We start from the raw sequence: 17,139 nt of genomic DNA on the forward strand, positions 1-17,139 counted from the left end.
TCAGCCGTGAACAGGTCGGGACAGGCAGCTACAGACTCGCCAGATAGTCCCCGAAACCTTCCCGGGCCCGGCTGTCGATTCGGCTACTGGTGGCCACGCTGTGCCTGGCAGTCCAGACGATCTGTGCGCCCTCAGCCTCAAGGTCGCGCACCAGCTGCACGTCTTCATGGGCCGCCAGCGGCCGGAAGCCGCCAACCCGCTCATAGGCGCGCGCGCACACGCCCAGATTGGCGCCGTGGATGTGTCGATGGCCCTCTCGGGCCTCATAGCGGCTTAGGTACAGCTTACGCAGTGCCGCACGTTGCCAGGGCTGCCAGCGGGCGATATGCACCGTGCCGCACACCACCTCGGCCGCACACGCCAACTGCGACAGCAGCCAGTGCGCCGGCACCTGGCTATCGGCGTCGGTACAGGCCAGCCAGCTGGCGCCGCGTTCGAGCATCCAACGGGCCCCCAAGCGGCGTGCCATGCCGACACTTCCCGCCTCGACCTCCAGCGCATCCACACCATAGCGGGCGGTCACCCGGGCGCTAGCATCGACACAGCGGTCCAGCACCACGAGCACACGTACCGTATGGCCAGCCTGTTCGGCCAAGGCAACGGCGGCCGTCATCGCGGTCAGACAACGCCCCAGGCGCCGCGCTTCGTTGTGCGCGGGGATCACCACACCGATCATGGGCAGGTCTCATCCAGGTCGACCACGCTGGGCTGGCATGACCAGTACTCAAGCATGAAGTCGGCCTCTTCATGGCGATAGACCGAAAACAGCGGCAAGTGCTTGGCCAGCAACTGGTGCACTTCCCGACCATCCTGCGGGCAACCGGCGATTGGATGCTTCCAGTGACAGGCCAGCAGTCCGCCGTCATAGCTCAGGCTGGCGACCGATTGCTCGATCACCTGCAGCCAATCGGTGGGGTCCAGGTAGTACCCGACCTCGCTCAGCACGATCAGGTCGAAGCGCCCTCCAGGCCAGTCACCCGGAAGCCTGGCTCGTTCGACCGAGGCATTGGGCACCTCGGCCAGGCGTTGGCGGGCCAGTTGCACAGCGGTGGGGTCGAGGTCCTGGCACAGCAGATCGGCACAGCGCTCAGCCAGCAGCGCACTCAGTTCACCATTGGCGCAGGCAGGCTCGAACACCCGTTGATAGCATTGACGCGGCAGGCTGGCCATCACCAGTTCGCGTTTGCGCTTTTCATACCAACGGGTGCGAAATGCCCAGGGATCTTCGGTAGCCGCGTACAAATCGGCGAAATACTGCGCATCGAGGCTCATGACTACTCCGTTTACAGGAACACCAGTTCGAAAGGTTGCAGCAGGCACTCCTGCAGGTGCGCAGGCAGCACCGCAGGCTGCGGGCCGTCGGGTACCAGCTGGCTGACATGGGCGGCGAGCGCCTTGCGTTTGCGTGCCAGGCTGGCTTCGGTGAGTTGCACCCGGTGGGCGCGCGGCCAGGGCAGGCGCGGGTCATCCGGTTGCGCCCAATGCCAGGCCCAGACCGGCACTTCGATCAGCTGCGCGTTGCGCGCCAGCGCGGCCTGGGCTGCTGCTCGGCCAACCGCTTCGTGGTCACAGTGGCCATCGCCGCGCCAGGTCGCCATCAACAGGTCGTCGGCGCGCAGGCACTGGGACAGGTGGTTGGTGAGAAACGCTTCTTCACGGGGCAGGCCTCCATCTTTGAGGTTGAGCCTGCGCCACTCCAGGCGGTTGGGGTCCAGGTCAAGCTGAACCAAGGCCTGCCGGCTCTCCAGTGGCCGTTGACGGCGCAGGCGATGCTCGCTCCACTGCGCCGAGCCCGGGTGGCTGCCTTCGCCATCGGTGGCGGAAATGATCAGCAGATCAGCCTCACGGCCGCGGAAGTGGGTAAGCAGGCCGCCCGCCATGAGGATCTCATCGTCCGGGTGCGGTGCGACCAGTACCAGTCGGCGCCCAGGCGGGCAGAGCTGCTGCGGGGTCATCCAGGTGGCACGGGCCAGGTGGGCCGCGTGTTGCCAGGCAGACCACGGCGTACCGCTACTGGCCTGGATCAGGTCTTCATTCATAGTTGCCATGCTCCCGCCGGCACCTGTGCCACCTGTTGGCCCAGCGCGGCGAGGTCCCGTTCGGCATGGCTCTGACGCAGGTAGACCGGCAGGTCGGCACTGAGGCGGGCGAAATGACTGTTGCGGCAAAATGGGCTCGCGCCCAGCGCCCGGCCGACGTGGTTGATGACATGGTCGACCGCCTGCTCCACCTGGGCGCGGGTGCGGCGCACTTCGAAACTGGCATCCGCGTCGGGGTGCTGATCGATCCATTGCGCACATTCGCGCAACGCGGCGCGAGCGCCATACAAGGCGGCATCGACCGCGCCGAGGTGGGCCTGGGCGTGGACATCGGGGTGCGGGTTGCGACAGTAGGCGCGCAAATAGTCCGCCAAGGCTTCCGCTGCACCGTACCAACAGGCGGCGATACCGGCGCCGCCATGCCAGAATCCCGGGCGCGACAGGTATTGCCCGGGGCGGCCGATGGCCGTGCCAGGGGAGTTGTCGAAGGTCACTTCGATGCTGGCGGTGGTGCCCATGCCCACCGCCTGCCAGCTTTCGATGTTCAGCCCCTGGCTGGGTTGCGACAGTTCGATGGCCACCAGTTGCGGCTGGTCACCCTCGGCCCAGGCGGTAATCAACGCCCGGTCGATCTGTAATGCACCTGAACACCAGGCCTTGCGGCCGACCAACCGCACGCTGTCACCGTCACGCGCCACAATGTGCGCGCGCGCTTCGGGCGGCTCTGCAGCCCAGACGCCCCATATGCCGTCGGCGACAAGGTGGGCGGCCCCGCATTCGGCCAGTATCGCCATCGCGTCGGTATGCCCTTCGTACAACTTGGCCAAGGCCAAGTCGCACCCTGCCACCCGTGCCAGGGTCTGCCAGCGCTGCAAGGTCCTGCCCTGACCAGGCAATGGCAGCAGGTCCAGCTGATCGGCGCGTAACGCCTGAATCAGTTGCGGCAGCTGCGTGTCGAGGTTCAAGGGCTGTGGTCGCTCGCAGAAGTCGCGTAGCAGGCGGTCGAGGTTGTTCAGGTCGAAATCCTGGATGATGCTCATGCCAGCCCCATTTTCTTGCGCATGCCTGCGGTGATGGTTTGACGGGTCTTGCCCATCTGCGCCCATGGGTCGTCCACCTCGGCCAGGCGTTCGCGCAGGTTGCCGATGTGCCATTGGTTGGCGCCCTTGAGCTGGCCCAGTTCCTCACGCCAGATCGGTACCGAAACCGGCAGCCCTTCCCGCGCCCGCAAGGAGTAGGCGCAGACGGTCGTGGCACCCTTGCCGTTGCGCAGGTAGTCGATGAAGATCTTGCCGACCCGATTCCTGGGCCCCGATACGGCACTCAAGCGGTCGGGGAACAACTTGGCCAGGTAATTGACGATGGCGTGGCTGAAATCCTTGACTTCATCCCAGCCGGCACGGCGTGTCAGCGGCACCACGAGGTGCATGCCTTTACCGCCGCTGGTTTTCAGAAAGACCTTGAGCCCGAGCTCGTCAAGCAAGGTGAGCGTCAGTTGCGTGGCCTCGAGCATGGCTTTCCATGGCAGCGCCGGGTCGGGGTCGAGGTCGAGCACGAAGCGGTCAGGCTTGTCGAAGTCCTTGTCGGTACCATTCCAGGTATGCATCTCCAGCATGTTCATCTGCACGGCGCCGAGCAATGTGTCGGGGCGATTGATGACCATTGCCGCCTGGCCGGCCTCGGCCTTGTCATAACTGACCACGTTCGGGATGTGCAACTGGCCGGCGTTTTTCTGGAAGAACAGCTCGCCGCCCAAGCCATCGGGGGCGCGCACCAGGGCGACCGGGCGGCCCTTGAGCTGCGGCAGTATCCATTGGCTGACTGCCGCATAGTACTCGGCGACCTGGCGTTTGGTGGCTCCGACGGTGGGGTCAATGACGCGGTCAGGGTGGGTCAGGCGCAGTTCACCGAGGTCGTCCGGCAGCTCGGCTTGCTTGCGTTTGGGTACGCTCTTGCCAGGCATGGCGCGCTCCAGGTCGATATCGGTGGCTGGCTTGTCGTCGCGCAGCCCGTGGAACACCGAATGGCGCACCACGCCGTCGCGGGTCATCTGGGCGTAGGCAACTTCAGCCAGCAACTGTGGCTTCAGCCAATGTACGTTGCGCGCCTCGGCCCCGGCAGGCGGCTTGGGCAGGGCAGGCTTGTCGATCTCCAGGGGTTTGAGGCGGGCAAGGATGCTGTCTAGGGTGGTGGCGCTAAAGCCTGTACCGACCTTGCCGGCGTAGCGCAGCTCGCCGCTGTCGTTGTCATGCAGCGCCAGCAACAACGCGCCGAAGCCGGTGCGGCTGCCCTTGGGGTCGGTGTAGCCGATAATCACGAACTCCTGGCGTTGCTTGCACTTGAGCTTGACCCAGTCGGCACTGCGCCGGCCGACATAGGGGCTGTCGGCGCGCTTGCCGATGAGGCCTTCGAGTTCCAGCCGACAAGCGCTGTCGAGCAACGAGTCGACAGGCTGGTCGAAATCCTCCGAGTACCTGAGCAGCTCCGATTCACTGTGCTCGAGCAAGCGGCGCAAGGCCTCCCGCCGTTCCTGCAAGGGCAGCTTGCGCAGGTCCTGATTGCCTAGATACGGCAGGTCGAAAACGTAGTAGCAGATCTGTTCGTCACGCTCGGTATCGAAGGCATTCTGCAGGGCCTGGAAGTCGGCCTTGCCGTTTTCGTCGTTGACCACCATCTCGCCATCGAGCCAGGCGCGATCCACCCCCAATGCCCGCAGCGCCGCTACTTGCCCAGGCATCTTGGCCGTCCAGTCGTGGCCATTGCGGGTGAACAGGCGGACATCGTCACCGTCGATCCGGGCAAGTATGCGATAACCGTCGAATTTCACTTCATAGTGCCAGTCACCCGCTGGCGGCGAGTCGACCAGGGTTGCCAGCTGGGGCTGCAGTCGATCGGGCAACGCCGCCTTGACCGCGCTGCCTGCGCGCTTTTTGGCCGGCTTTGCAGGCGCAGCACGCGGATGCAACGTGCGATCACTGATGACGCTGTCCGGCTGCGCCTCGACGATGCTGTAGTCGTCTTCGCTGCGGGCCTCGCCATCGTGGGACTTGACCAGCATCCATTGCTCTTTCTTGCCCGCCAGGTGGGTGCGAAAGAGGTTCCATACGCCCGCCAGCTTCTCACCCTGCAAGCGAAAGCGCAGCTTGCCCTTGGCATAGGCCTGCCGAGGATCGCCTTCGGGCTCCCATACCCCCCGATCCCAGACGATGACATCGCCGGCACCGTAGTGTCCCTCCGGGATATGCCCCTCGAAGTCGGCGTAGTCCAGCGGGTGATCCTCGACGTGAACCGCCAGGCGCCGCACCTTTGGATCGAGCGAAGGGCCTTTGGGTATCGCCCAGCTCTTCAGCGTGCCGTCCAGTTCCAGGCGGAAGTCGTAGTGCAGGTGGCTGGCATCATGCTTTTGTATGCAGAACTGCAGTGCGTGAGCGCGTTTGGCTCGGCCTCCCTTGCCGCTGGGCTCGGGCGTGGCGTTGAAGTCGCGCTTGCGCTCGTATTCTTCGAGAGGTTTGGCCATGGCGGGCTCCGGATCATCCGCTGTCTGTAGGTTGGGAGATGGCCAGTCGCCCGGTAGTTCAAAAAAACTCTGAATCATCCGCAGCTTGGCGCAGTCGACCGCAGGTAAGCCACAGAAGGAGAGCCGATATGTCCGGACCAGATGACCCCAAGCCATACACCCCGACAGAGATCGATGACACTGAAGACCGCATGGGCAGTGTCCATGAGCTGGACTTCAGTGACCGCAACGATGACCGCGTGGGCCGGGTGGGTGACGAGCGGCCTGCACAGGAAGTCGACCAGGAGTTCCCCCCCAGGCGGGTTGCCGAAAGTGGCATGAGCGGAGGCGAAGCGTTGAGCGACAGCTTGCACGAAGACAATGTCACCTATGACGATCTGAGCCCTGACACCCTGCTGGACGAAACCGGTGCCCGCGACCCCCATGAACCGGGCGATGGCAGTGGGCCCGCGGACAAGACCCTGCGTCATGTGGATGCCGAGGAGATCGGCGGTGGCATCGGCCTCGACGAAGCGGAGCTGGCGCGCTCTGCGCCGTTGGACGGCGAGCCGTGGACAGACGACGTCATAGACGATGAACAGGGGAAAACACCATGAACGAGCAACGTTGTGCCTGTAACCATTGCAGTTGCACTGTCGACGCCAACGCCGTGCAGCAGGGCGGCAAAGCCTACTGCTGCGAAGCCTGTGCCAGCGGCCACCGCAATGGCGAGCCCTGCCGAATGGCCGATTGCAAGTGTGGCGACATGGAGCAGCCGAAGGAGAGCAACGTCGACAATGCCCTGGATGAGACCTTTCCAGCCAGCGACCCGATCTCACCCTGACAGGCGGGGTCGTCAATGGGTTTGCCAGATGCCTTCGTTACGCTCGCAATCGGCCCGGGCCTGGCCAAGGCTCGGGGTGTCGTAATAGTAGGTAATCACCCTGGCATCCCTGGACAGGGCCGGCCTTGACGAAGGCTGGTCCTGCCCGGCTGCTTTGGGGTTGGCCAGGGTCTCCTGGGTCAACGGCGCGATGCAGCTGCCCACGCTGCCATCGGCGCAACGAGCCACCTTGTGTTTTTCCGTGCTGAGCATGTCCTTGCTCTCGTTGCTGCACGACCAGTTGATGGCTTCAGCGGGCATGTTGCTGAAGCTGTAGCAAGTGTGCCGCTCGACCGGCTTCACCGCCTCGCTGGAGGAGCGGGTCAGCACATCGCAAGCCTCTGCGAAGGCTTCGCCGCTGGCCAGGCTGGCGAGCATCAGCATCATTGCAGGAGCGCGCATCATTACCTCCAGGCCCTCTAGGCCGGTTTGTCGCGCTGGCGCATGGCCTTGGCGCGTTTTTCCAGGATCAGGTAAGTGAGTACGGCGGCCACCAGCGGTATCAGGTAATACAACGTCCGATAGCCCAGCAGCGCCGCCACCAGCGTGCCTTGGCCAAGCTGCCCGTGCAGCAGTGCCAGGAACACCGTTTCGAGCACCCCAAGGCCGGCGGGAATGTGGGCGACCACCCCGGCTACGCAGCTGATCAGCAGGATGCCGAGGATCGATGGGTAGAACGCCTCGCCAGGCAGCAGCCAGAAAATCAGCAAGGCCATCATCGCCCAGTTGCTGGCGCCCAACGCAACCTGGCCCAGGGCCAGACGCAGCGAGGGCAGGGTGACTTCATGCTCACGCCAGCGCCAGGTGCGCTTTTTCGCCAGCCCGCACGCCAGCAAGTAGCCGATCGCGATCGCCAACAGCAGCACGCCGATCAACCGCAGGCCGCCGGCCCCGACCGCCCAGTTAGCCGGCAGCTTGACCAGGCCCAGGGCGAATACAGTCCCAGCCAGCAGCATGTAGCCCATCCAGTTGGTCAGCAGGCCCAGGGTGAGGATGCGGGTAATGGTGGGCGTGTCCAGGCCCAGGCGGCTGTACAGGCGGTAACGCAGGGCCACACCGCCGACCCAGGTGGTGAAGTTCAGGTTGAAGGCATAGCACACGAAGGCTATCGGCAGCACCTGGCGGGCGGGCAACGAGTGGCCGGTGTAGGCCCGGGCCAGCAGGTCGTAGCTGGCGAAGATCAGGTAACTGCACAGCGCCAGGGCCAGGCCGATGGCCAGCGTGCTCGGCTTGTACGCCAGCAGTGACTGGCGCACCTCGTTCCAGTCAAGGTTGCGCGCAAGCACGTACAGCAGCACCGGTATCAGGATCAGGAACGCCACGGTAAACAACCGCTTGCCCCAGATTTGCCAGGTTTTTTGCGCCATCAGGTGTTGCCCTCATGCAGATCGCCCTCGGCCTCGACTTCCGGCTGCAGTGAACGCAGGCGCTGGCGGTGGGCGGGGAACCAGCCAGCGATCCGCGGAAAATGCCGGATAACGTGGAAACACACGAAGATCAACGGTGCGCGCCACCAGTAGCCACGGATCATGCGCTCCAGCGTCACCGGCTTGCATTGCTCGTCTGCCAGTGCCTGCAGGTGCTCGTACAATTGCTGGTTGAATGCCGGGTCGCGGATGAACAGGTTGGCCTCGAGGTTGAACGACAGGCTCAGGGGGTCGAGGTTACTGGAGCCGACCGTGGCCCACTCGTGGTCGACCAGCGCCACTTTGCCATGCAAGGGTCGCTGGCAGTATTCGCGGATGCGTACGCCGTCGCGCAGCAGGTAGTTGTAGAGCAGGCGCGACAACGCGCGTACCCAGCGCATGTCGGGCTGGCCCTGAAGGATCAAGGTGACGTCGACACCACGGCGGGCAGCGTTGCGCAGTTCTCGCATCAGGCGGTAGCCCGGGAAGAAATAGGCATTGGCCACCACCACCCGCTGGCGCGCCGAGCGCAGGGCTTGCAGGTAGTGGGCTTCGATATCGGTGCGGCGCAGGCGATTGTCGCGTTCCACCAGCACCGCCTTGCTCGAGCCTGTCGGTGCCGTCTGCGGCCGTACCTCGCTGGGCGGCTCCAGCACTGGAGCCATCAGCCTGCGGCTGGCGGCATGCACTTGCGCCACCACCGGCCCGGTCACCTCCACGGCATAGTCCTGCTTGGCCATGGGGCCAAAATCGCCCAAATGGTCAGCGCTGTAGTTGATCCCGCCGATAAAGGCCCGCGCACCATCGATCACCACGATCTTGCGGTGCAGGCGCCGGAACAGGTTGGTGCGCATGCCGGCGACCCTGGGTTGCGGGTCGAAGGCGTGGAAATTGACACCGGCATCGGTCAGCGCTGCGACGAAACTGTCAGGCAGGTCGGCGGTGCCGTAGCCGTCCACCGCGACCTCGACCCGTACCCCGCGCCGGGCTGCATCGATCAGCACGCCCTGCAATTGCTGGCCGACCTTGTCATCGAAGATGATGAAGGTTTCCAGCAGGATCTCTTCCTGTGCCTGGGCCATTGCCTCGAATACACGGGGGTAATACTGCTCGCCGTTGATCAGCAGTTCGATACGGTTGCCATCGAGCCAAGGTCGGTTCACAGGTTGATCTCCGCAGCCAGTGGAGCATGGTCGGACAGATGCGACCAGGGATACATGGACAGCACCTGAGCCTTGGTCGGCATGGCATTGCGCAAGTAGATGCGGTCCAGGCGCAGTAACGGCAGGCGCGCCGGGAAGCTGCGGGCAGGGCTGCCGAAGTGTTCGCCAAACGCCTCCACCAACCGCCGGGAGAGCACCGCGTCGGCCTTGAGCCGCCAGTCATTGAAGTCACCGGCGATGATCACCGGCGCTTGTGCCGGCAGCCGCTCGAGCAGCTGCAGCAACAGCTGCACCTGGCTTTGCCGGTGCGCTTCGCGCAGCCCCAGGTGCACGCAGATCGCGTGCACCTGCTCATGCCCCGGTACCTCCAGGCGGCAATGCAGCAGGCCGCGCTGTTCGTTGCCCTGGATCGACACGTCGAGGTTTTCATGGTGGGTGATCGGGAATTTCGACAGCAGGGCATTGCCATGGTCACCCTCGGGGTACACCGCGTTGCGGCCGTAGGCGAATTGCGGCCACATGCTGTCGGCGAGAAATTCATACTGCGGCGTCTCTGGCCACGCCGGGTGGCGCATGGCGTGCTGCTGATGGCTGCCATGGACTTCCTGGAGAAACACCAGGTCGGCATGGGTGGCGCGCACGGCTTCGCGCAACTCGGGGAGAATGAAGCGCCGGTTGAACAAGGTGAAGCCCTTGTGCACGTTGATGGTCAGCACGTTCAGCCGGTGCACGGCGGTGACCTTGTCGATGATGCAGCGCGGCGAGGGCAGGGTGTTGTTCACAGCGGCACCTCCGGCTCCACGCCCGGCTCGGTGAGCAGGTGGTAATCGAGCTTGAGCTTTTCCAGCAGGCGCCGCGCATCGTAGGGCGCATGAACTTTCTGATCGTTGTCGAAGTAGCAGTAGACATCGCGCGACGCCCGTTTTGGCGGCGCCTTGGCCACGACCAGTTGCGCATCTTCCACCTGGCCGCCTGCGGCCCAGGCCTGGATGCGCTGCTTCCAGCGTTTCAGGGCACGCGCCGTGTAGCCACTGCTGTAGAGTTCGACGTCGCCGTGCAGGCGCATGTAGACGAAATCGGCGGTCACATCCTCGACATAGGGCCACTTGCCTGCGCTGTCCGCCACGACCAGGGCGACGCGGTGCTTGCGCAGCAGTTTGATGAAGCGCTCGCAGAGAAAGCTCTCATGGCGGATCTCCACGGCGTGGCGCAACCGCGCATTGCCCTTAATCGCGGTGCCACCGTTATCCTTCAGGCGCTCGGCACAGCCTTCAGCGCAGGCGCGAGCAGCCTTGCGATCCTTGGGCAGCAACTCGAAGAAATGGCTGAAGCGTGCTTCGTCGAACTTCATGTTGGGCGGGAATTGCCACAGGAACGGCCCCAGTTTGTCCCCCAGCAGCAGCGGGCCTGACGCGTAAAAATTGGCGATAGCCTCTTCGACCTCCTTCAGCCGCCGCACATGGGTGATATAGCGCGGGCCCTTGACCGAAAAAACGAAGTCCTCCGGCGTTTCGTCACGCCAGTTCACATAGCGTTCAGGGGTTTGCAGGCTGTAGAACGAGCCATTGATCTCGATGCTGTTCACGGCTCGCGACGCAAACGCCAGCTCGCTGTCCTGGCGCAGGCCCTTGGGGTAGAAGTCCTTGCGCCAGGGGCCGTAGCGCCATCCGGAAATACCGATGCGGATATCGCTCACGCTGTTCTCCTCATAGCCTGCTCCATTGCACGTCACTTGAATGTGCGACCGGGGCAGCGCGGCAAGGGTTCAGCGCAGATGATCGAAGGCAAGCCGGGCGCCCGGAGTTGAACTTTGCCGGCCTGAGCGATTCCACCGCATAGCAGATCTGCAGCACGGGAGTCCGTCGGTATGAAATTCGACCGTTTCTGTCAGGGGCTGGCCAACTGGACCGGCCGACCGCTGACGTTTGCCATCGCTTTTCTGATGATTCTGGTGTGGGGCATCACCGGGCCGCTGTTCCACTTCAACGACACCTGGCAACTGGTGATCAATACCTCGACCACCATCATCACCTTCCTGATGGTGTTCCTGATCCAGAACACCCAGAACCGCGACAATGACGAACTCCATATCAAGATCGACGAATTGCTGCGCACCACCCAGAAGGCGCACATGGCATTGCTCGACCTGGAACACATGGACCCGGCCGAACTGCATGCCTTGCGCAAACACTACCAACAGATGGCGGAGCGCGACGACGAAGGGCAGAGCCCCAAGGAATGACCTGCCAGAAGCGGAGGCAAGCATGGCCAGACATATCATTCACTTTACCGGTCCGATCAATTCATCCACTTGCGGCAACCTGATCAATACCTGTTCGCGGGCGATGCAGCAGGGTGCCGACGTGCTGCAGCTGAACATTGCCACCATGGGCGGCGAGTGCAGCTACGGCTTTACCCTGTACAATTTCCTGCGCGCCCTGCCGATCAGCGTGCACACCCACAACCTCGGCACCGTCGAGTCCATGGGCAATATCCTGTTTCTGGCGGGCGACCACCGCACAGCGTGCAGCTACAGCAAGTTCCTGTTCCACCCGTTTCACTGGACGCTGCATGGCTCGGTGGATCACTCACGCATGGCCGAGTACGCCATGAGCCTGGATTACGACCTGCGCCTGTATGCGCAGATCGTTGCCGAGCGTACGGAGGGCAGCAGCGAAGTGCTGGATGTGCCGCGCTACCTCATGGCCTACCCGCGTATCCTGGGGCCCAGGGAGGCGCTGGAGAGTGGCATGATCCACGCCATCGACGAAATGCCGATTGCGAGCGAGGCCTGCCAGTGGAGTGTGCACGCCTGAAGCCGGGCATGCTCAGCGTAGCGACGCGGCGACCGTGCGGTCGCACGCCAGCAGAGAGCGGATCACTGTCTTGATCTCGGCGTTGATGGCCGACATCTGGTCCAGGTGCTGAAAGCAACAGTCGGCGATCTCGTGATCGGCGGTCGGCTTCGGCGCGTGGGTGAAGTCGGCCTCGAACACATAGTGCATGCGCTCACCGGTTTCAAAGCGCATGAGCAAGGTCAAGGTATCGGCCTGCAAGCCAGTCTCTTCCCGTAATTCCCGCTCGGCCGCCTGCACCGGCGTCTCTCCCGGCTCGATCTTGCCGCCGGGCAAGGTCCACGGTGCCTTGGGTTTTCTCACCCACAGCCATTTCTGCGATTGCTTGCCATGCCGGCAAATGATGGTGGCGCGGTGCTTGACTGGCTTCATGCAGCCTCCTGCGGCAAATCCCTGGTTCATATGGGTTTGTCCGCAGGCGCGCAATGAACGTTCTGTTTAACTGGCTAACGGTTCAGCAGGGCACCGAGCCGCTGAGCGCCTCGATGGTCTCGACCAGCTCGTCATAGCCCACTGGCTTGTTCAGGTGACGATCGAAGCCGGACTGGCGCGATTTGTACTGATCGGCACTGGCACCGTAGCCGGTGAGGGCGATCGCTGGCGTCTGACGCAGGTGGGCGAGGCCGCGCAGCGCCTTGATCAATGCGTGACCGTCCATGCCTGGCATACCGATGTCCGAGATGATGACGTCATAGTCGCCACTGGCTGCGTCCTCCAGCGCCTTCAACGGATCGCTGTACGCCGCTACCTGGGCGCTTTCCATCTCCAGCAACGTCTGCATCACCTCCAGCACTTCGGGTGAGTCGTCGACCAGCAAGATCGTCGTGCCCTGCAGCCGTCCCTCGCTGACAGGCTCTGCGGCGTCTGAACGCAGTTGCACACCGGGGTCGCACAACGGCAGGCGCACGGTAAAGGTGCAGCCCTTGCCGAGCCCCGCCGAGCTGGCTTCGACACTGCCGCCATGGGCCTCGGTCAGCTGGCGTACGAGTGAGAGGCCGATGCCGAGGCCTTCACGGCCATGGCTGGCCACCTGCGGGGCTGCCTGGCTGAACAGGTCGAAGATATGCTCCAGGTTATCGTGGCTCAAGCCCACGCCCTGGTCGATCACCTGCAGGCGCGCCTGCGTTTCGTCGCGGCTCAGCACCAGGCGAATGTCATTGCCCGCCGGGCTGAACTTGAGCGCGTTGTTCAGCAGGTTCCAGATGATCTGCTCCAGGCGCGTCACGTCGCCCTCGATCATCAGCGGCGGGTCGTCGGCTGGCATTTCCAAGCGTACCGGGCAAGGGTGCTGTTCGCTCAGTACGACCGCATGGATGCCCCGGACAATGGCGCCCAGGTCCACGGGTTCGGTCTTGAGCTTGAGTTTGCCGGTGCGAATGCGCGCCACATCGAGCAGGTCATCGATGATCCGGGCCTGGCTGGACACCGCTTCGCAGATGGTGCCCACGGCCTTGCTGGCGGCGCCGATGCTCTTGATCGTCGGCAGCCGGCGAAGGATTTCGGCATTGAGCTGGATCAGGTTGAGCGGGTGTTTGAGTTCATGGGACATCACCGCGAAAAACTCGTCCTTCATGTGGCTGGAGGTCTGCGATTCGGCCAGTTGCTTGCTCAGGCGCTCTTCACCCAGGCGCACGCGCTCTTCGGCGGCGTGGCTCTTGCTGATGTCGATGAAGGTGAGCACGGTGCCGTCGATCTCCTGCTCGCTGGAGCGATACGGCAGCAAGCGCGCCAGGTACCAGTGGTTGTCCTGCGCGCCGATCTCGCGCTCGATGATGGTTTCACCCTTGGCCACGGCGCGGGCGTCATCGGCCAGTGCCGGGTAATCGAGGCGGTGGGTGATGTCCAGCAGCGAGCGGCCGGTGTCCACCGGCAGCATGCTGAACAAGTCGGTGGCGCGTGGGGTGAACCAGCGAATGCACAGGTTGCGGTCGACGAACACCGTGGCGATGTCGGTCGAGGCGATCAGGTTGCTCAGGTAGTCGTTGACCTTGTCGGTTTCCTCGACCTTGTTCTTGAGCTCGTAGTTGACGGTGAGCAACTCCTCGTTGATCGATTGCAGCTCTTCCTTGCTGGTTTCCAGCTCCTCGCTGGCCGAACGCAGTTCCTCGTTGATGGCCTGCATTTCTTCGTTGGAAGCGGTCAGCGCTTCGCTGGAAACCTCCGACTGTTCGATGGTTTCCTGCAGTTGCTGGCGGGTACGCTGCAGTTCGCGCTCCAGGTTGTTCAGCACCATGCTGTCGGTCTGGCGGATGACCCCGGGCAGCGGCAAGGACGGGTCGGGCGCACGCTCTTCGAACACCACCAGCAGGCACTCGCCGGTGCTGAGTTCGTCCTTGAAGGGCTGCACGGTGATCTCGGCTTGCTGCTTGTCTTCACCTTCGCCAAGGTCGACCGGCCGCGAGGTGACGGCCTCGGTGCCCTGGCGGGCCTGGAACAGGGTACTGCGCAAGGCCAGGCGCAGGCTCGGCAGCACCAGGTTGAGCAGGTTACGGCTCGGCTCGCCCCCTGCCAGCTGCAGGTAGCGCCCGACGCCGTCGCTCATGTGCAGGATATTGCCGTCGCCATCGATGATCAGGCTTGGCGGCATGCGCCGGGCCAGGGCACGCTGGTGCATCTCGGCATAGGACGGCTTGCGTCCGGGCTTGGCCTTGGCCTGAAGGTCCTGGGCGATGCTGGTCATGTTCGCCCCGGGCAGCTGCCGGCCTGAGCGGCGGCCGGCCGGGCTGACGTCACGGGCGCGGAAGATGCGGTTGCGCTTGTCTACCGGGGCGAACAGTTCACCGGCCACATCGGCCGATTCGGAGGTGCCGAGGAACAGGTAGCCGCCGCTGCGCAGGGCATAGTGGAACATCTGCAGGATGTCGTGCTGGACTTCGCGGTCGAGGTAGATCAGCAGGTTGCGGCAGACGATCAGGTCGATCTGCGAGAACGGCGGGTCGGACAGCAGGTTGTGGCGGGCGAACAGCACCTTCTCCCGCACCTCCTTGCGCACCCGGTAATGCTGGTCTTCCTTGACGAAGAACTGGCGTAGCCGGGTGGGCGGCACGTCGGTCACGATCGCCTCGGGATAGGAACCCGCGCGGGCGATACTGATGGCGCGTTCGTCGAGATCGCTGGCGAACACCTGGAGCTTGCGTGCGCGTTGTTCCAGGGCCAGTTGCTCACACACCAGCATGGCCAGGCTGTAAGCCTCTTCGCCGGTGGAGCAGCCCGCTGACCAGATGCGGATCTCGCGGTTGTCCTCGCCTTCGCTGGCCAATTGCGGCAGCACGTGACGCTCCAGCGATTCAAAGGCCTCGCGGTCGCGGAAGAAATTGGTCACACCGATGAGCATGTCGCCCAGCAAGGCAGTCGCTTCGCTGCCGTGTTGCTCCAGATAGTTCAGGTAGCTGCCCAGGTCGGTCTGCCCGGTGACATGCAGGCGGCGCTCGATCCGCCGTAGCACGGTGGCGCGCTTGTAATGCTGGAAATCATGGCCGGTGGCGGCGCGCAGTTGCAGCAGGATTTCTTCGAGCAATGGCTCGGCGTCCTGGGCATCGCCGGCCCGAGTGCCCAACGGCGGCGGCAGGGTATCGTCTTCGATCTCCGGCAATTTCACCTGCCGCGCCGTACGCCACAGTTCCGTCAGCTTCTGCGGCATCTCGGCAGCCGGCAGCACCAGGTCGACCATACCGGTCTCGATGGCGGCGCGCGGCATGCTGTCGTACTGGGCGTCGTCCGGGGTCTGCGCCAGGGTCACGCCGCCTTGTTCCTTGATCCGCGACAGACCCACCGCGCCGTCGGCACCGGTGCCCGACAACACCACGCAGAAGGCGTGGTCCTTGTGCACGTCGGCCAGATCACGGAAGAACAGGTCGATCGCCACATGGTCGCCGCGTCGGCGGTTGGCCGGGGTGACGCGCAGGTAGCCGTCATTGGTGGAAAGACGGTTGGCCGGCGAAATCACGTAGACATGGTTGCGTTCGATCGGCACCGGCTCGGTGACTTGGCGCACCGGCATCGGCGTGGCTTCCTGGATGATCCTGTCGGCCACGCTCTGGTGGTCGGGCGACAGGTGCAACACCACCACGAAGGCGGCACCGCAATCGCCGGGCATCTGCTGGAAGAAGGTGCGGATGGCCTCCAGCCCTCCAGCCGACGCACCGATACCGACCACCGGGAAATCCAGGTGGCTTGGGCTTAGCGCGGGGTTTTGCGGCGACGCGGGTTGCTCAGTCATGAAGATGCCTTGTGCAGACCTTGAGGACGGCCCATTGAAGCATCGCCGGGCAGATGAGCGAGCATTATAGGCCGCTCGTCGGCTCTGCTGCGAGGCTTGGCAGTGTGAGGCCGTTTGCAGTTGTGACCCTGAAGCTGTGACCCTTGAGCACGAGAAAAATTGCCGTCCAAAACCAATTGCGCATGCATTTGCCACGGGGGCCTTTGGTGCCGCCGGTCGGCCACCTGCAATCCGATTGAGCAGAGCCTGTCATCGCCTGTTCGGAACCAGAGCAGGGCACCGTTTCATGCGCCCAACCCATCCGCATCGCAAGGAGAAAGGACATGGCTGTTGATCAACAACGGACCGGACAACGTGGCGGCACAAAGGAGACCAACCCAGGCAACTTCGCCAATGACCGCGAACGCGCCTCCCGGGCTGGTCACAAAGGTGGCCAGGCGTCGGGCGGTAACTTCGCCAACGACCGGCAGCGGGCATCGGAAGCCGGCCGCAAGGGCGGGCAGAACAGCCACGGAGGTGGCCGCCAGCAGCAATGACGAGGGCTCGCTGAGGCCCGCCGGCATCAGGGTTCCTGGCAAGGACCCTGATGCATCCCTTTGAATTGTTCGACAATCTTTTTGAATCTTTCGCGGACGGCATCACTCAATGAATAGTCATCCATGGAGAAGAGGAGGGCCGCGTGATGCCTAGTCCCCAGCTGTACATTATCGATTACCTGCTGCACGGCCAGCCGCGCAGCTTCATTATCCGGCTCGAGAAAATCGATAACGCCGAGGCTTGGCACTGGGCCAGTTGTGATGCAGGGATCGGCATCATCCCGAAGTTTGGCCGAGAGAGGATCAAGAAAGTGAGCCGGCCAATGGCCGAGCGTTACGGCATCACCGCAGTGACCTGGCGGCCGTCAGGCAGCAAGCCCAGCCAGACGGTCAGCGACTCAAGTGTGACCAGCTGACCCTTCATGCACCGGATTCGGGGTCGCTTGCAGGCACTCCGGGCCGGTTCTGCTCATCCTCTGTCAGGTTGGGATCGGCGTCCGGGTCAGCTGCCCGGTCGTTGCGTTCTTCTGGGTCCAGTTCGG

General features: G+C 63.8%; 18 protein-coding genes. 6 read left to right on the forward strand and 12 right to left on the reverse strand.

Annotated elements, in window-relative coordinates; all coding sequences use genetic code 11:
• Positions 1–28: 28 nt before the first annotated feature.
• The 5 genes from HU738_RS11465 to ligD are packed head-to-tail and all read right to left on the reverse strand — an operon-like array spanning position 29 to position 5,556.
• Entirely contained in the window at positions 29–676 is a 648-nt protein-coding gene (locus HU738_RS11465; RefSeq protein ID WP_186602373.1) for a glycosyltransferase family 2 protein, read from the reverse strand.
• The gene (locus HU738_RS11470) at positions 673–1,272 is read right to left on the reverse strand and encodes a class I SAM-dependent methyltransferase (RefSeq protein ID WP_186602374.1); all 600 of its coding nucleotides are present in this window, start codon (positions 1,270–1,272) and stop codon (positions 673–675) included. Before HU738_RS11470 ends, HU738_RS11465 begins: the two co-directional genes overlap by 4 nt.
• 11 nt (positions 1,273–1,283) lie before the next feature.
• Entirely contained in the window at positions 1,284–2,039 is a 756-nt protein-coding gene (locus HU738_RS11475) for a PIG-L deacetylase family protein (RefSeq protein WP_186602508.1), read from the reverse strand.
• Positions 2,036–3,079 (reverse strand): acyl-CoA dehydrogenase family protein, encoded by a 1,044-nt coding sequence (locus tag HU738_RS11480; RefSeq protein WP_186602375.1) that lies wholly within the window; start codon positions 3,077–3,079, stop codon positions 2,036–2,038. The genes HU738_RS11475 and HU738_RS11480 overlap by 4 nt, the downstream gene beginning before the upstream one ends.
• The gene (gene ligD, locus HU738_RS11485) at positions 3,076–5,556 is read right to left on the reverse strand and encodes a DNA ligase D (protein ID WP_186602376.1); all 2,481 of its coding nucleotides are present in this window, start codon (positions 5,554–5,556) and stop codon (positions 3,076–3,078) included. The genes HU738_RS11480 and ligD overlap by 4 nt, the downstream gene beginning before the upstream one ends.
• A 128-nt stretch (positions 5,557–5,684) precedes the next feature.
• Between ligD and HU738_RS11490 the strand changes: the two genes are divergently transcribed.
• Positions 5,685–6,152, forward strand: a complete 468-nt coding sequence (locus tag HU738_RS11490; protein ID WP_176506253.1) for a phosphotransferase system, HPr-related protein — start codon at positions 5,685–5,687, stop codon at positions 6,150–6,152.
• Positions 6,149–6,379, forward strand: a complete 231-nt coding sequence (locus HU738_RS11495) for a metallothionein (protein WP_176506252.1) — start codon at positions 6,149–6,151, stop codon at positions 6,377–6,379. The genes HU738_RS11490 and HU738_RS11495 overlap by 4 nt, the downstream gene beginning before the upstream one ends.
• Before the next feature lie 12 nt (positions 6,380–6,391).
• On the opposite strand, the gene HU738_RS11500 is transcribed toward HU738_RS11495, so the two are convergent.
• Genes HU738_RS11500 through HU738_RS11520 form a run of 5 tightly spaced genes read right to left on the reverse strand, consistent with a single transcriptional unit; the run spans position 6,392 to position 10,683 of the window.
• Positions 6,392–6,820 carry a hypothetical protein gene (locus HU738_RS11500; RefSeq protein ID WP_186602377.1) on the reverse strand — a complete coding sequence of 143 codons (429 nt, stop codon included), beginning with the start codon at positions 6,818–6,820 and terminating at the stop codon, positions 6,392–6,394.
• A gap of 17 nt (positions 6,821–6,837) precedes the next feature.
• A complete protein-coding gene (locus HU738_RS11505) occupies positions 6,838–7,785 on the reverse strand; it encodes a lysylphosphatidylglycerol synthase domain-containing protein (protein WP_176506250.1) in 948 nt (315 codons plus the stop codon).
• On the reverse strand, positions 7,785–8,987 hold the full coding sequence (gene clsB, locus HU738_RS11510) for a cardiolipin synthase ClsB (protein ID WP_186602378.1): 1,203 nt from the start codon (positions 8,985–8,987) through the stop codon (positions 7,785–7,787). Before clsB ends, HU738_RS11505 begins: the two co-directional genes overlap by 1 nt.
• On the reverse strand, positions 8,984–9,769 hold the full coding sequence (locus tag HU738_RS11515; protein ID WP_186602379.1) for an endonuclease/exonuclease/phosphatase family protein: 786 nt from the start codon (positions 9,767–9,769) through the stop codon (positions 8,984–8,986). The genes clsB and HU738_RS11515 overlap by 4 nt, the downstream gene beginning before the upstream one ends.
• Positions 9,766–10,683, reverse strand: coding sequence for a DUF72 domain-containing protein (locus HU738_RS11520; RefSeq protein ID WP_176506247.1), 918 nt, complete (start codon positions 10,681–10,683; stop codon positions 9,766–9,768). Before HU738_RS11520 ends, HU738_RS11515 begins: the two co-directional genes overlap by 4 nt.
• Positions 10,684–10,854: 171 nt before the next feature.
• Between HU738_RS11520 and HU738_RS11525 the strand changes: the two genes are divergently transcribed.
• On the forward strand, positions 10,855–11,229 hold the full coding sequence (locus tag HU738_RS11525) for a low affinity iron permease family protein (protein WP_176506246.1): 375 nt from the start codon (positions 10,855–10,857) through the stop codon (positions 11,227–11,229).
• Positions 11,230–11,251: 22 nt separating this feature from the next.
• Complete coding sequence (locus HU738_RS11530) at positions 11,252–11,803, forward strand: ATP-dependent Clp protease proteolytic subunit (RefSeq protein ID WP_186602381.1); 552 nt, start codon at positions 11,252–11,254, stop codon at positions 11,801–11,803.
• Positions 11,804–11,815: 12 nt separating this feature from the next.
• Here the strand turns inward: HU738_RS11530 and HU738_RS11535 are convergent, their stop codons facing one another.
• Together HU738_RS11535 and HU738_RS11540 are read right to left on the reverse strand one after the other, a co-directional pair.
• Complete coding sequence (locus HU738_RS11535; protein WP_186602382.1) at positions 11,816–12,214, reverse strand: NUDIX hydrolase; 399 nt, start codon at positions 12,212–12,214, stop codon at positions 11,816–11,818.
• Positions 12,215–12,296: 82 nt separating this feature from the next.
• Positions 12,297–16,061, reverse strand: coding sequence for a CheR family methyltransferase (locus HU738_RS11540; protein WP_186602383.1), 3,765 nt, complete (start codon positions 16,059–16,061; stop codon positions 12,297–12,299).
• A gap of 323 nt (positions 16,062–16,384) precedes the next feature.
• Between HU738_RS11540 and HU738_RS11545 the strand changes: the two genes are divergently transcribed.
• Positions 16,385–16,597 carry a con-10 family general stress protein gene (locus HU738_RS11545; protein WP_176506242.1) on the forward strand — a complete coding sequence of 71 codons (213 nt, stop codon included), beginning with the start codon at positions 16,385–16,387 and terminating at the stop codon, positions 16,595–16,597.
• 146 nt (positions 16,598–16,743) lie between these two features.
• Positions 16,744–17,013, forward strand: coding sequence for a DUF6555 family protein (locus tag HU738_RS11550; protein WP_176506241.1), 270 nt, complete (start codon positions 16,744–16,746; stop codon positions 17,011–17,013).
• The last annotated feature ends 126 nt before the right edge of the window (positions 17,014–17,139 follow it).

The organism is Pseudomonas vlassakiae (genome assembly GCF_014269035.2).
Lineage (GTDB): Bacteria > Pseudomonadota > Gammaproteobacteria > Pseudomonadales > Pseudomonadaceae > Aquipseudomonas > Aquipseudomonas vlassakiae.